At 68.1% G+C, this 14,096-nt stretch carries 12 protein-coding genes; 2 read left to right on the top strand and 10 right to left on the bottom strand.

Features of this window, described 5'->3' with window-relative positions:
* The first annotated feature begins 715 nt into the window (after positions 1-715).
* Both HWX62_RS01550 and HWX62_RS01545 read left to right on the top strand, forming a co-directional pair.
* On the top strand, positions 716-1,174 hold the full coding sequence (locus HWX62_RS01550) for a (2Fe-2S)-binding protein (protein ID WP_175930757.1): 459 nt from the start codon (positions 716-718) through the stop codon (positions 1,172-1,174).
* A 21-nt stretch (positions 1,175-1,195) separates the two neighbouring features.
* On the top strand, positions 1,196-3,691 hold the full coding sequence (locus HWX62_RS01545) for a xanthine dehydrogenase family protein molybdopterin-binding subunit (protein ID WP_175930758.1): 2,496 nt from the start codon (positions 1,196-1,198) through the stop codon (positions 3,689-3,691).
* A 276-nt stretch (positions 3,692-3,967) separates the two neighbouring features.
* On the opposite strand, the gene HWX62_RS01540 is transcribed toward HWX62_RS01545, so the two are convergent.
* The 10 genes from HWX62_RS01540 to cpaB all read right to left on the bottom strand — a co-directional run bounded on the left by HWX62_RS01540 (position 3,968) and on the right by cpaB (position 14,084).
* A complete protein-coding gene (locus HWX62_RS01540; protein WP_175930759.1) occupies positions 3,968-4,942 on the bottom strand; it encodes a type II secretion system F family protein in 975 nt (324 codons plus the stop codon).
* Between the two features lie 34 nt (positions 4,943-4,976).
* Positions 4,977-5,954 carry a type II secretion system F family protein gene (locus tag HWX62_RS01535; RefSeq protein ID WP_175930760.1) on the bottom strand — a complete coding sequence of 326 codons (978 nt, stop codon included), beginning with the start codon at positions 5,952-5,954 and terminating at the stop codon, positions 4,977-4,979.
* Between the two features lie 33 nt (positions 5,955-5,987).
* Positions 5,988-7,355, bottom strand: a complete 1,368-nt coding sequence (locus HWX62_RS01530) for a CpaF family protein (protein WP_175930761.1) — start codon at positions 7,353-7,355, stop codon at positions 5,988-5,990.
* An 18-nt stretch (positions 7,356-7,373) separates the two neighbouring features.
* Positions 7,374-8,582, bottom strand: coding sequence for an AAA family ATPase (locus tag HWX62_RS01525; protein WP_175930762.1), 1,209 nt, complete (start codon positions 8,580-8,582; stop codon positions 7,374-7,376).
* A gap of 22 nt (positions 8,583-8,604) precedes the next feature.
* The gene (locus HWX62_RS01520; protein ID WP_175930763.1) at positions 8,605-9,048 is read right to left on the bottom strand and encodes a TadE family protein; all 444 of its coding nucleotides are present in this window, start codon (positions 9,046-9,048) and stop codon (positions 8,605-8,607) included.
* Positions 9,045-9,578, bottom strand: coding sequence for a TadE/TadG family type IV pilus assembly protein (locus tag HWX62_RS01515; protein ID WP_175930764.1), 534 nt, complete (start codon positions 9,576-9,578; stop codon positions 9,045-9,047). The genes HWX62_RS01520 and HWX62_RS01515 overlap by 4 nt, the downstream gene beginning before the upstream one ends.
* 13 nt (positions 9,579-9,591) lie before the next feature.
* Positions 9,592-10,863, bottom strand: coding sequence for a TadE/TadG family type IV pilus assembly protein (locus HWX62_RS01510; protein ID WP_175930765.1), 1,272 nt, complete (start codon positions 10,861-10,863; stop codon positions 9,592-9,594).
* Between the two features lie 25 nt (positions 10,864-10,888).
* Complete coding sequence (locus HWX62_RS01505) at positions 10,889-11,185, bottom strand: hypothetical protein (protein ID WP_175930766.1); 297 nt, start codon at positions 11,183-11,185, stop codon at positions 10,889-10,891.
* A gap of 20 nt (positions 11,186-11,205) precedes the next feature.
* A complete protein-coding gene (locus HWX62_RS01500; protein ID WP_175930767.1) occupies positions 11,206-13,140 on the bottom strand; it encodes a type II and III secretion system protein family protein in 1,935 nt (644 codons plus the stop codon).
* A 104-nt stretch (positions 13,141-13,244) separates the two neighbouring features.
* The gene (gene cpaB, locus HWX62_RS01495; protein ID WP_175930768.1) at positions 13,245-14,084 is read right to left on the bottom strand and encodes a Flp pilus assembly protein CpaB; all 840 of its coding nucleotides are present in this window, start codon (positions 14,082-14,084) and stop codon (positions 13,245-13,247) included.
* Between the last annotated feature and the right edge of the window lie 12 nt (positions 14,085-14,096).

Raw genomic sequence — 14,096 nt, 5'->3', positions numbered from 1 at the left:
CGACGACACCGGGCATTCCTCGACGCATTCAAAATGCCGGAGGCAAATACCGGAATACGTAATTCGATGTTCTTTTGAAAAAAACACCGCCCCGCCACCAGTCCGAAGCGGATGGCCGGATTAAAAACAAACAGGAATCAATCGACGAGAATTATTGAATCGGCATATTTTACTTTTATACCCCCTTCTTCACCCGGTAAATTTTCCACTCTTTATAAATGGTTGTTTTCGCAAAACCGGAAGCGCTGCTCCGGCGACCGCGATTCATCGCACGTTTGCCGGTCCAGACCAACAGCACCTCTACGTAGAAACCCTGTATTTACGGGGCCTTCCGCCCGACAATCAAACGCCGGTCCAGTCTCGCCGGATACCCCGGCCTCCCTTGCCCCGCTTATCGATTCATCAGTGCCTGCCGTCCAATCCGCATGTTTCCAGGTGCGAACGCGAGTCAAATATAGGTCCAACTCGCAAACGTTTCCCATCGGCGGGATATTTTTTTGGCAAAACTCAATACTCTTTCATTCGCATTAACTTATTCATCAGCCGAGATGAAAACGATTCTCTTTAAATAAATCTCGCCAACTGTTAATAAAGGCAAAAAAATCAAATTCCGAGATGCCGACTTTTTAGCGGATCTGCTTTAATTGGTTCAGATCCGCCGCATTGCCTTTCCGGTTCGCGGACGATAACGAGGTGTCCAAGGGAGAACTTCACGATGGTGACGTTGAACATCAACAACCGGGCGGCGGAGGTCGATGCCGATCCGTCGACGCCGGTGCTCTGGGTGCTGCGCGACAACCTCGGGCTGACCGGCACCAAGTTCGGGTGCGGCACCGGCGACTGCGGCGCCTGCACCGTGCATGTCGACGGCCGGCCGGCCCGAAGCTGCACGCTGGCGCTGTCGGCGGTCGGAAGCGCGCGCATCACGACGTCCGAACATCTCGCGGACGATGCGGTCGGCAAGGCCGTCCTCGACGCGTGGGTCCGGCACGACGTCGCGCAATGCGGCTACTGCCAGAGCGGCCAGATGATGAGCGCGGCCGGATTGCTGCGCGGCAACAAGGCGCCGACCGACGCCGACATCGACCGCGCGATGGCCGGCAACCTGTGCCGTTGCGCGACCTACCAGCGCATCCGCGCCGCGATTCACGATGCGGCCAGCACGCTGGCCTGAGCCTGCCGGGAGACTGTGACCATGCGTATCCGCACTTTCGGGCGCCCGGCAAGCGCCGACGCCCCTCACTCCGACGCTTCTCCGTTCGCCGGAACAGGTTCTCCGACGCTCGGCCGGCGCGGCTTCCTGAAGCTCACGATCGCGGCAGGCGGCTGCCTCGCGCTCGGCATCGCGCCGACGCGCGCCGCGGCGCAGGCGGGCAAGACCTCGCCGGCTTCGCCGCCGCAAGCATTCCTTATCATCGCGCCGGACAACACCGTGACCGTGGCCGTCAACCGCACCGAGTCCGGCCAGGGCGTCAGCACCGCGCTGCCGATGGCGCTGGCCGACGAACTCGATGCTGACTGGCGCAACGTGCGCACCGTGCTCGCGCCGGCCGGCGAGCCGTACAAGGATCCGGTGACGGGCATCCAGATGACGGCCGGCTCGACGTCGATCAATCACTCGTTCATGCAATACCGCGAACTCGGCGCCTCCGCCCGCGCGATGCTGGTCGCCGCCGCCGCGCGGCGCTGGAACGTCGATCCGGCCACCTGCCGCACGGCGAATGGCGTCGTGACGTCCGGCAACTACCGCGCGACCTACGGCGAGCTCGCACCGGACGCGATGGCGATGCCGGTGCCGCAACACGTGCCGCTGAAGTCGCCCGACCAGTTCCGCCTGATCGGCAAGCCGACCCCGCGCGTCGATTCGCGCGCGGTACTCGACGGCACGCTCAAGTACGGGATGGACTGGCGTCTGCCGGACACGATGGTGGCCGTGGTCGCGCGTCCGCCGCGTTTCGGCGGCAAGGTCGCGAGCTACGACGCGGCGGCGGCCCGGGCCGTCAAGGGCGTGGTCGAGGTCGTCGAGATCCCGACCGATCGCGGCGGCACCGGCGTCGCCGTGATCGCGAACGGCTACTGGCCGGCCAAGCTCGGCCGCGATGCGCTGAAGGTCACGTGGAAGGACGCCGGCTCGACCGTCACGTCCGCCGAACAGATGCAGGCGTACAAGCAGCTCGCCGGCACGCCGGGGACCGTGGTGCGCACGGCCGACGCCGGCAGCGCGCCGCCGGCGGCGACGCGAATCCAGAAGGATTACGAATTTCCGTATCTCGCGCACGCGGCGATGGAACCGCTCAGCTGCACGGTCGACGTCGGGCCGGCGAGCTGCGCGTGCGGGATCAAGATCTGGGGCGGCTCGTCGCTGCAGACCACCGACCGCGCGGCCGTCGCGAAGGCGCTCGGCGTCGCGCCGGAGAAAGTCCAGATCTTCACGATGATGACGGGCGGCGACTACGGCCGGCGCTCGACGCCCACGTCGGACTACGTGGTCGAAGCCGCCCGCGTGTCCGCCGCGTACCTCGCGGCCGGCCATCTCGGCCCGGTCAAGACGATCTGGACGCGCGAGGACGATCTGCGCGGTGGCTATTACCGCCCGATGGTGCTGCATCGCGTCGACATCGGTGTCGACGGCAGCGGCGCCGTGCGGGACTGGCAGCACGTCGTCGTCGGCCAGTCGGTGCTGAAGGGCTCGCCGCTCGAGCGCACGGCGATGCTCAGACGCGGCACCGATCCCAGCCTGACCGACGGCGTCGCGAACAGCCCGTACGGCTTCCCGATGCAGGTATCGGTTCATCAGACCGACGTCGACGTGCCGGTCCAGACGTGGCGCTCGGGCGGCAACACGCATACGGCGTTCGTGATGGAAACGCTGGTCGACGAGCTCGCGCACGCGGCGCGCCAGGACCCGGTCGCCTATCGGATGGCGCGGCTGACCGGCCCCGAGCACGCGCCCCATCGGCAGGCGCTCGCGCTGGCCGTCGACAAGTCCGGCTACGGCACGCGCACGCTGCCGGCCGGTCATGCATGGGGCGTCGCGATGCACGAAACGGCCGGCTCGGTCGTCGCGTACGTGACGGACGTGTCGATCGAAGCGCAGCAGCCGCGTGTGCACCGCGTGACGGCCGGCGTGTATGCGGGCCGCATCGTCAACCCGACCGGCGCGGAAGCGCAGATCCAGGGCGGTGCGCTGTTCGGCCTCGGGATGACGAAGCCGGGCTTCGCGATCGACGTCGACCATGGCGCGGTCCGCAACGCCGGTTTCGCCGACTATTCGCCCATCCGCATGCAGGAAGCGCCGCCGGTGGATGTGTTCTTCGTTCCGTCGGACGCCCAGCCGACCGGGTTGAGCGACGCCGGCGTGCCGCCGATCGCGCCGGCCGTGGCCAACGGTGCGTTCGTGCTGACCGGCGAGCGGATGCGTGCGTTGCCGTTCGCGCCGATGCTGGTCGCATCGACCGCCCCCGCGGTGCCGGCGGCCCCCGCGGCGGCCGCCGACGAGGAACCGTACGGCGACCTGCCGGCCGGCGGCTGCCGGATTCCGCACAAGGTCAAGCGGGCCGCGGTGAAGCCGAAGGCCGATCAAAGCCATGCGGGCGTCGGCCAGGCGCCGTCGGTGCCGAAATTCCTGCGGCCGAAACGGCGCGCCGGAATTCCGTGTATCGAGGAGCTGAAGAAGGGAACGGTGACCTAGACGCCCGGCAAGCGTCCGCGCCCGGTACACCGTGCCGGGCGCCGCCGCTTCAAGTCGTTAGCAGTAGGGGGCAGCCGTGAAGGCGGTGGACTACGGCTTGTTCCATGGCCGACCATGGGTCCAGGATGCGTTGACGCCGCTATGGTCGACCTGTCTCGCGGCGCCGCCTGGGGAGGGAGCCTCCATGAAGCCTGTTGCCGTGCCGGCCGCCGAATCGCGTTGAAACCGGCACGTATAGCGTTGATCGATGCGCCCGAAGCCGCACCCGCGCACCGCTCACTGCGCGATGCCGACGAAGGTCGGCAACAGCACGCGATAGACGTGAATCATCGCCGGGCCGAGCAGCACCATCATCAGCGCGGGAAAGATGCAGAAGATCAGCGGAAACAGCAGCTTCAGCGCGATCTTCGCCGCGCGTTCCTCCGCGCGCATCCGGCGCCGCGTGCGCAACATGTCCGACAGCACGCGCAGCGATTCGCCGATGCTCGTCCCGAACCGGTCGGCCTGGATCAGCATCGCGCAGAACGATTCGATGTCCTCCACGCCGGTGCGCAGCGCGAGGTTGCGCAGCGCCGCCTCCTTCGTGAAGCCGGAGCGCATCTCGAGCAGCAGCAGGTCGAGTTCGCTCGCGACCACCTCGCTGCGAAACCGCAGCTCCTCGCTCACCTTCATCAACGCCGCATCGAGCCCGAGCCCCGCTTCGACGCATACCGTCAGCAGGTCGAGCGCATCCGGGAAATCCTCGAAGATCTTGCGCTGGCGCACCTTGATCCGCTGCGACATCACGACGTTCGGGATGTAGTAGCCGATGCCGGCGAGCGCCACGAGGATCAGCGACAGCACCGCGCGCTCGTCGCCGAGCGACGTGGTGATCAGCGACAGCAGCGCCGCGCACGGCAGGCCGAGCGCGAGCATCGTCTTCGCGGTGAAATACAGCGCGGCCGCGCTCTGGTTGCGCCAGCCGGCATTCATCAGCCGGATGCGCAGCGGCGAATTCTCCCAGCCCTCCTTCGGCACCGACAGCTTCGAGATCGGGGTGGACAGCTCGACCAGCTTCGCGACCCAGCGCGACGCCGTGTCGCCGCCGTCGCCCGGGCCGGCGACGGTGCCCGCCCCGGCCCCGCCGGCCTGCTGGATCCGGCGCTGGATGCTGCGCGGCGCGAACAGCAGCATCGCGACGAGCACGCCGCCGGCCACGAAGATGAACAAGCCGCCCAGCATCACGGCCTGGACCACGCTCAGGTTTTGCATGACAGCCTCGCAACGGTTCGTTATTCGGCTCGCGTCAGACGCGGATGCGGACGATACGGCGGATCCAGAGAAGACCGAACAGCATCGACACCAGCATCGTGCCGACCATCCGGATCCCGGCCGGATCCTCCCAGAGCACCGACAGGAATTCGCGGTTCAGCAGCGCCATCACCGCGGCAGTGCCGAACGGCAACAGCCCGAGGATCCACGCCGACATCCGCCCTTCCGCCGACAGCACGCGCACCTTGTCGAACAGCTTGAAGCGCTCGCGGATCAGCCCCGCGATGCTCTCGAGCAGTTCGGCCAGGTTGCCGCCCGTCTCGCGCTGGATCAGCACCGCGATCACGAAGTAGCGCAGATCCTGCACCGGCACGCGCGTCGCGAGGTTCATCAGCGCGTCGTGCAGCGACACGCCGTAGTTGACCTCGTCGAACGTCACGCGGAATTCGCCGCCCATCGGCTCGGAAAACTCGTCGCCGACCATCCCGAGCGTGCTCGTGAACGAATGCCCGGAGCGCAGCGCGCGCGCGATCATGTCGCAGATGTCCGGCAATTGCCGCTCCAGCTTGCGCATGCGCCGCGCGCGGCAGCGCAGCACGTACAGCATCGGCATCCAGCCGGCGAACAACGCGAGCGGCACCGCGGCGAGTTGCGGCAAGCTGGCGAAACTTGCCGCGCACCACGTGAGCGCCGCGAACGTCGCGCCGAGCGTGATCAGCTTCGGCAGCGTCCAGTCGAGGCCCGACTGCTGGATCACGAGGTCGAGCGCATGCACGCGCGGCACGCGCAGCAGCAGCCGGTCGAACGGTTTCGACTCGTCGAGCATGCGCTTCTTCAGGATCGACAATCGCTCCTGCTGCACGTTGCCGCCGGCCGACATCGCGCGAATGCGCGATTCGATCCGGCGCGCGGCGGCGCCGTGCCGCGCGTTCCACCATTGGTAGATACCTTCGATCGACAGCACGACCGCGACGAAGGTGAGAATCACGAAACCGTAAAAGATCGCATTCATGAGGCCTCCCCGGCAGCACACGGCGCCCTGGCGTCAGTCCGTCTCGTAACGCAGCGACGGGTCGTACAGCGAATCCGGCAGGTTGATGCCGAACGCCTGCAGCCGCTCGACGAACTTCGGCCGCACGCCGGTCGCGCAGAAGTGGCCGCGCACCGCGCCGTCGCGATCCACGCCCGTGCGCTTGAACGTGAAGATCTCCTGCATGTTGATGATGTCGCCCTCCATCCCGGTGAGCTCCTGGATGCTGACGATCTTGCGCTTGCCGTCCGTGAGGCGCGCCGCCTGCACGACCACCGAGATCGCCGACGCGATCTGCTGGCGCATCGTCTTCGGCGGCAGCGTCAGGCCGGCGACGCTGACCATGTTCTCGAGGCGCGTCAGCGCGTCGCGCGGCGTGTTCGCGTGGATCGTCGCGAGCGAGCCTTCGTGGCCGGTGTTCATCGCGTTGAGCATGTCGAGCGCTTCGGCGCCGCGCACTTCGCCGAGGATGATGCGGTCGGGGCGCATCCGCAGCGCGTTGCGCACCAGCGTACGCTGCGTGATCTCGCCCTTGCCTTCGATGTTCGGCGGGCGCGTTTCGAGCCGCAGCACGTGCGGCTGCTGCAGTTGCAGCTCGGCGGCGTCCTCGATCGTCACGATCCGCTCGTTGCGCGGAATGAAGCCGGACAGGATGTTGAGCAGCGTCGTCTTGCCGCTGCCCGTGCCGCCCGACACCAGCACGTTCACCTTCGCGCGCGACAGCGCGTCGAGCAGCTCGGCCATCGGCGGCGTCAGGCTGTGGAAGCGCACCAGGTCGTCCATTTTCAGCGGGTTGACCGCGAAGCGCCGGATCGACATCAGCGGCCCGTCGATCGCCGACGGCGGGATGATCGCGTTCACGCGCGAGCCGTCCGGCAGCCGCGCGTCGACCATCGGGCTCGATTCGTCGATGCGGCGCCCGACGCGCGACACGATCTTCTCGATCACCTTCATCAGGTGCGCGTCGTCGTAGAACGTCACGTCGGTCAGCTCGAGCTGGCCGCAGCGCTCGACGTAGACCTGCCGGTACGTGTTCACGAGGATGTCGGAAATGCCGGGGTCGCGCAGCAGCGCTTCGAGCGGGCCGAAGCCGAACATCTCGTCGTACACGTCGATCGCGAGCTGGCGCCGCTCGATGTCGTTCGCCGGCAGCCGCTCCTCGTCGAGGATGCGCGCGATCAGCGCGCCGATTTCCATGCGGATCTGATCCTGATGCAGCCGCGACAGGCGCTCGAGCTCCACGCGCTCGAGCACGGCCAGGTGAATGTCGCGGCGCAGCTTCTGGTATGCGTCGCGCACCGACGAATGCGCCGGGCCGGCCGGTTCGTTGCCCGCCGCCAGCGGCTGGGCCCGGTGCAAGGACATCTGTTCGCGCAATGACATGATGGTTCCCCGAGAGAATTACATCGACTTGAGCTTCGGCGTGGCCTTGCGACCGAACAGCCGGGACATCAACGGTTCGCTGTGCGGCGCGCTGCGTCCCGCGCGCACTTCGCCGTCGACGAGTTGCTTCGCGCACCCCTGCAACGCACGCGCGACCGCCGAGCCGCGCGCGAGCCGCGACACCGGGTGGCCCTGGTTGATCGCTTCGAGCACGGTGTCGGCGTCGTCGGGAATCGTGCAGGCCGCGTGCAGGCCGAGCACTTCCTCGAGCGCGGTGCGGGTCCGCTCGCTCGCGCGCGTCGCGCGGTTCACGATCAGCCGCAACTGGTCGGTCGAGTAGCCGAGCGACACGAGGATTTCCAGCAGCCGGCGGCCGGCGCGCACGTGCGGCATCGCGGGCTGCAGCACGATCTGGATCTGGTCGCTGCGATCGAGCGCGACCATCGACAGCGGGTTGATGCCGACGCCCACGTCGAAGATCACGAAGTCGTAGCGCGGCACGGCGACGCCGAGAATCCATTCGAGCGCGTCCTCGCGCATCTCGGCGGCCTTGACCGGGTCGCCGGCGCCTGCCAGCACGTGGAAGTTTTCCGTCACGTGCGCGACGCTCGCATCGAGGAACGCGCCGTCGAGCCGCTCGATCTGCGCGCACAGCTGCGGCAGCGTCGACGGCGGGGCTTCGTCGCTGACGAGGAATGCCGCGTCGGCGAACTGCTGGTTCACGTCGATCAGCAGCACGCGGCGCTTGAAGCCCTCGGCGATCTCGAACGCGACGTTGCCGGCCGCGAAGCTCGTGCCGGCCCCGCCCTTGCAGGACATGAACGACACGATCCGCGTGTCGTCGCTATCGCGCCGCGTGCTTTGCGCGGCCGCCCGTTCGAGCGCGCGGCCGAGCGCCTGCGGATCGAGCGGCCACTGCAGCACGTCGCGCGCGCCCGCGCGCATCGCGTCGAGCAGCACGTGCGGCGACGCATCGGGCGTCACGAGGATGCAGGTCAGGCTCGCGTGCGCGCGGCAGATGCGCTCGATCGCCGACAGCTCGGACGGATCGAGCGACGTGCCGTCGACCAGCAGGATGTCGAACGCGTCGAGCCCGTCGGTGCGATGCTCGATCTGCGACGCACGGCCGGTGGCGCGCGTCGTGCGATAGCGTCCGCAGTCGGCCACGAGACGCGCGATCTGCGTGAGCCGCGCGGTATCGTCGGAAGCTACGAGGATGTTGATCATGTCGTGTGCCTCGTGTGTTCGATCAGTTGCAGGCGGAGCCGCCGGTCGCGGAACTCAGGCTTTCGCGCGGGAGCGTCGTCGTGAACGGCGGCATCGTGACCGTGACGTTCACGAACGGGATCATGGTCTTGACGGTGACGTTCGTGACGCTCACCGTCACGAACGAGCACGTGTTGATGTCGCAGCTCGAAGGCGTGTAGCTGACCGACACGTTCGCGTTCGACAGCAGCGGCAGCAGCGATCGCACGCGCTTCACGACACCCGCGGCGTTCACGTCGCAGACCACCGCCGTGCGGGCACCGAGCCGCACGGCTTCGCTCGCGGTGTTCCAGTAGAACAGCACGCGGCCGAATTCGAAGATGCCGATCAGCAGCATGATCAGCACCATCGCGATGAGGGCGAATTCGACGATCGCCGCGCCGCGCTGCGCGCGCCGGCTCGACCGCGGAAAGTGACGCGCGTTCATGACACTTGCCTCATCACGGTGACGATGTTGCCGAAGGTGATCGACGGCAGCGCCGGGTACGCGGGAATCGGCTGGTACTTGTAGCCGCTGATCTTCACTTCGACGACATTGATCGCGCCGGTGGCCGTCCCGCTTGCCGCGTTGTTGTCCGAGTCGTAGGTCGGCAGGTTCGAGAACTGCGACGGGTCGGACGCATCGCTGCAGCCGGTCGTGCGCTGCGCGTCGCAGATCGTGACCATCGACGTCGTGAGCCCCGGCACCAGCTCGGTGCCCGACGTGCCGCACGTCGTGCTGCCGTACACGACCAGACACTGCGCCTGCGACACCGGATACGCGCTGTCGGTCGGCAACCAGACCGACAGGTAGCGCGCCGCGTCGCGGGTCGCCTTGGTCAGCGTCTCGTACTGGTAGATCGCCCGGCCGAACTCGGCCACGCCGGTCGCCAGCATGATCATCGGCATCAGCACGAGCGCGAACTCGACGGCGACGGCGCCACGGGTGCGCGAACGACGAATCGGCGGCTTCTTCATGATCGTCTCTCCGCTATTGAACGAGCATCGGCACCTGGGTGCCCGACGCGCTGCCGCTGCCCGGCAAGCCGTGCGTCGCGCACGGGTTGTTGCCGGAGACCGACGAGCCGAGGTATTCGAGGTGCGCGACGACCGGGCCGCTGCCGGCGCTGAACGGGAGCGGATCGAGCATCAGCACGCAATCCCATTGCGTGACGTGGACCTTGCCGCTGCTGCCCTTCAGCGTCGAACAGTCGCCTTCCGGCGCGAGCGCGAGGCGCCGGTCGCTGCCGTACGTCGTGTAGTTGCTCGCGGTCGCCGTGCCGTTGGTGGCGATGCCGCTGCCGGACGGCGGTGCACCGTCGCCCTGGTAAGACTTGAAGCTCGCGCGGTCGGCCACGAACTGCGTGTACGCGTCACCCTTGATGCCTGGCGTTCCCGGCGGCCCGTAGTTCGGCCCGACATACGCGTAGCCGGTGAAATCCGGCTGGCCGCTCGAGCCGTTCGCGCCGTTCGTATAGATGCCGAAGCGCGTGTTCCACGCACGCTGCGACGCCGACTTCAGGCCCGTGGTGCTCAGGTCCGGCGGGCTCGTGATGTTGCAGGTATTGCCCGACAGCTCGCTCGCGAGCGTCGTCTCGTTCGTCGACCCGTCGAGCGCCGCCCAGCCGAAATTGCCGGGCCCGTAGCTCGACGACGACCCGGACGGCGACGAGATCCAGTCGCCGACCTTGTAGGCCGGATCGGACGGACCACGGCACACGAACACGGGAATCGCGCAGGTCGTCTGCCCGCCGCCGACGGTCGCGATCGCGCTCGCCGACACTTCCGCCGCATTCGCGAGCTTCGTGCCGGGCAGCACGTTCAGCACTTCGATGAACCAGTGCGCGATGTTGCTGAGCGTCGCGGTGCACTGTACATACTTGATGTTCGCCGGCGTCGTGACCGCGTTCTTCGCCAGGAACGGGTTGCTCAGCGAATCGCTGAACGTGACGTTCGCGTTCGTCGACATCTGCACCGACTTCTTCTGGAAAAACACGAAATTCAGGTGGCCGGCCGCGATGCCGTCGGCTTCGGCCACCGACAGGCTGATCGCCGAAGTCAGGTCGCGCGCGGCGGACAGCGCGCATGCATCGGCGCTGTTCTGCAGTTCGCTGCGCGTGACGTACAGCTTGCCGAGATCCAGCGCGAGCCCGACGAATCCGATCATCACCGCCAGCGAAAGGCCGACGATGATCGCGACGGCACCGCGCTGGCGGTGCAGGCTGCGACGCGTGACTTTCGGATAGCGGGCTGCGCTGTTCATGGCGTTCTCCCTGAGCGTGCCGTCGTTACTGGGTGGACTTGCCGATGCCGATCACGAACGCATTGGCGGGCGGCTGGGTCTGCTTGAACGACTTGTCGTAGTTGTCGAGCGCGGCCGCGGCGGCGCGGCCGTCGACCCCCGGCGCCGACGCCGGATGTTCGCCGGCATGCGGATCGATGATCTGGGCCTGCATCACGGTGCGGACCGAGTCGCCGAAGCGGCTGTCCCACACCGGGGTCGACGACATGCAGCCGGCAAGCGCGAACGCGAGCGGGATGGCGAGCGCCGCACGGCGCACGCATACGAGGTAGGCGGATTTCATGAGCTTCCCCTTGGATGGCTTCAACGATCGGTGGACTGGGGTTCCGCGGCGGCGCGCGCGATCTGCGCCTTCGGCGCCGCCGCGATCCGGTGCTTCGGTCGCGCCGCCGGCTGGGCCGACGGTTCGGGGCCCGCCGCCGCGAGGCGCGCGGCGGCGGCTTCGATGCGCGCGACACGCGCCGCGGTGGCCGGGTCCGACTGCGGCGCGGCGGCCGCGACCGGCGCCGGCGCCTTCGGCGGCTCGGCCGGTACCGGCGGCTGCACGTCGGCGTCTTGCGGCGCGCGCGGTGCGGGCAGCGCGGCCGGTGCGACCGGTGCTTCCGATTGCGGTGCCGGCGCGGGCGCGGGCGCCTGGGCCGGCGTCTGCGGGGCGGCGGCCGCGCCGTTTGCGGGGTGCATGGGCTGGGCGCCTGCCTTGCGCACGCCGCCGCGACCTTCCATGTTGCCGGTCGCGAAGACGTCGGCTTCGTTCGGCTTCGAGAAGCTGTCGGTCGGCAACGCGACGTCCGCGGTCTGCAGCGGCTTCACCAGGTGCGGCGTGATCAGGAAGATCAGCTCGGTACGATCCTGCTGGAACGACGTGCTGCGGAACAGCGCGCCGAGCACCGGCACTTCGCCGACGCCCGGAATCGCCTTCAGCGCACCGCTCGCGTTGTCCTTGATCAACCCGCCGATCGCGAACGATTCGCCGTCGCTCATCTGCACCGTCGTCGACGCGCGCCGGGTCGTGATCAGCGGCAGGATCGACGTGCCGCCGATGTTGGACGCGCTCAGCGTGACGCCCGTCTGCGACAGTTCCGACACTTCCGGCGCGACCTTCAGGCTGATCCGGCCGTTGGCCAGCACCGTCGGCGTGAACTTCAGCGCGACGCCGAACTCCTCTTCCTGCAGCGTGATCGACGAGACGCCGTTGCTGCCGCTCTGCGGGATCGGGATGAAGATCTTGCCGCCCGCGAGGAACGTCGCCTCCTGGCCGCTGATCGTCACGAGATTCGGCTCCGCGAGGATCTTGACGAGGTTGTCGGTGTTCTGCGCGTCGGCCGCGATGCTGAACGGCTTGTTGTTCGCCTTGTTGAACACCGCGCCGCTCGCGACGCCCGCGAGCAGGTTGCTGACCAGCGCGCCGCTCCACGAACCGAACCCGCCCTGGATGTTGAACGCGCTGCCCATCTGGTTGATCAGCGTCTTCGACACCTCGGCCACCTTCACCTCGAGCATCACCTGCTGCGGCGACGTGACGTTCAGCATGTTGAGCACGCCGCCGCCCTGCTTGCCGCCGGCCGCCGCGTCGCCCGCGCTGTCGCCGTACGCGTGGGCGATCTGCACGGCCTGCTGCGCGGCCTGCGAGCTCGACACCGTGCCGGCGAGCACGATCGTGCCGGCCGCGGTCGACACATGAATGTCGCGCTCGTTCGGCATCAGCTGCAGCAGCGACGCCTGCAGGCCGCCGGCGTCCGCGCCGACCGCGACGTCGATCACGCGGCACGCGCCGCTCCTGCCCTGCACGATCATGTTGGTCGTACCGACCGCGAGCCCGAGGATGTAGAGCGTCTGCGGCGACACCATCGTCGCCTGCGCGACGGCCGGATTGCCGATCGTCCGGTTGCGCACCGGCTCCGGCATCGGCACCAGCAGCGACTTGCCGAGCGGCACGGCGACGCTGGTCGATTCGCGCACGGCGCCGACGCAGTTCGGCCCGCGCAGCGGCCCCGCCGAGGCGGCGGGCGCGGCGGCCGGCACCGGCGCCATGCTGATCGTCATCTGCATCGGCCCCTTGCCGACCGCGGCCGGCGCGCCGGCGCCGCCCTTCGTCAGCACCGCCGACTCGATGCCTTCCTGCGCGAGTGCGCCATACACGGTCAGCCATCCCGAACAGAGGATCGCGGCCATCATCGTGCCCCGTGCGACGCGTGTGCGTAGCGGGCCGGTACCTGTGCGTTGCGGTTTGATCTTCATTTCGTCTGATCCCCCGAGAGACCGGCGCCGTGCCGGTTATCGACTTCCAGGGCCGCCGCGCGTTGCCGGCGGCCGGCTTGTTGGTGTGGCTGATTCGCTCTGCTTCAGAAACATTCGACGCTGCCCTTCACGCCCGTCAGCACGCCGACGCAATCGCGCCGGGCTTCCGGCGCCGCATGCGACGCGACGTGCACTCGGACCGGCCGCGCGCGGACGGGCGCCGACGGCGCTTCGGGTGCAGGCTCCTTGCCGAGCAGCGTCAGCTTGGTCGCGCCGCCGGTGTTCAGCGTCTTCTGGTCGACCTGGTTGCGCAGCACGAGCGACAGCGTGCCGACGCTGCGCGCGAGGTCGAGCCGTTCGGCCTGCTCGGGCGTGACTTCCAGCGTCACCGCGTTGACCACCTTCGGCGCCGTGTCGTCGCGGCTGACCTGCTGCGCGACCGCGAGCACGAGGATGTGCTCGAGCACGATCTTCGAGATGCTCTGCCCGTCGGTCTTGCCCTGTTGTTCCTGCGTGTTGACGATCACGTCGACGTAGTTGCCCGGCAGCGCGAAGCCCGCGACGCCGACCACGTCGTTCACGCGGACCGTGATCGCGCGGCTGCCGTCGGCGATTACCGCGGACAACCCGCCCTTCGTGCCGACCGGCGCGAGCTTCGACTCGATCACCGGCTCGCCGCGCGCGAGGCTGGTGCGCACGACGCGCCCCTCGAGCGCCTTCGTATCGGTGAATGCGCCGGTCGGCACGCTGCCGGCCGGCCAGCTGACCATGTGGATCTGGTTCGGCCCGAGCGGTTCGCCCAGGTTCAGGTCGGTGGAAGCCACCGCGACCGGCGTGACCGAGCTCGTGGACGTCTGTACCAGCCAGCGGGACGCGAACACGACCGCGGCGAGACCCGCGATCATCGCGACGACCAGCATCATGAGCGCGCGACTGTTTTTCATGGCAATGCTCCT

The sequence above is a fragment of the Burkholderia sp. BCC0506 genome, assembly GCF_902833145.1.
GTDB lineage: Bacteria > Pseudomonadota > Gammaproteobacteria > Burkholderiales > Burkholderiaceae > Burkholderia.
This window is presented reverse-complemented; position numbering and strand designations above follow the sequence as displayed.

Coding starts and splice junctions, on each gene's coding strand:
- HWX62_RS01505 (WP_175930766.1), bottom strand. CDS start 11,185: ATGAAATCCGCCTACCTCGTATGCGTGCGCCGTGCGGCGCTCGCCATC.
- HWX62_RS01510 (WP_175930765.1), bottom strand. CDS start 10,863: ATGAACAGCGCAGCCCGCTATCCGAAAGTCACGCGTCGCAGCCTGCAC.
- HWX62_RS01500 (WP_175930767.1), bottom strand. CDS start 13,140: ATGAAGATCAAACCGCAACGCACAGGTACCGGCCCGCTACGCACACGC.
- HWX62_RS01530 (WP_175930761.1), bottom strand. CDS start 7,355: ATGTCATTGCGCGAACAGATGTCCTTGCACCGGGCCCAGCCGCTGGCG.
- HWX62_RS01545 (WP_175930758.1), top strand. CDS start 1,196: ATGCGTATCCGCACTTTCGGGCGCCCGGCAAGCGCCGACGCCCCTCAC.
- HWX62_RS01535 (WP_175930760.1), bottom strand. CDS start 5,954: ATGAATGCGATCTTTTACGGTTTCGTGATTCTCACCTTCGTCGCGGTC.
- HWX62_RS01540 (WP_175930759.1), bottom strand. CDS start 4,942: ATGCAAAACCTGAGCGTGGTCCAGGCCGTGATGCTGGGCGGCTTGTTC.
- cpaB (WP_175930768.1), bottom strand. CDS start 14,084: ATGAAAAACAGTCGCGCGCTCATGATGCTGGTCGTCGCGATGATCGCG.
- HWX62_RS01520 (WP_175930763.1), bottom strand. CDS start 9,048: ATGAACGCGCGTCACTTTCCGCGGTCGAGCCGGCGCGCGCAGCGCGGC.
- HWX62_RS01525 (WP_175930762.1), bottom strand. CDS start 8,582: ATGATCAACATCCTCGTAGCTTCCGACGATACCGCGCGGCTCACGCAG.
- HWX62_RS01515 (WP_175930764.1), bottom strand. CDS start 9,578: ATGAAGAAGCCGCCGATTCGTCGTTCGCGCACCCGTGGCGCCGTCGCC.
- HWX62_RS01550 (WP_175930757.1), top strand. CDS start 716: ATGGTGACGTTGAACATCAACAACCGGGCGGCGGAGGTCGATGCCGAT.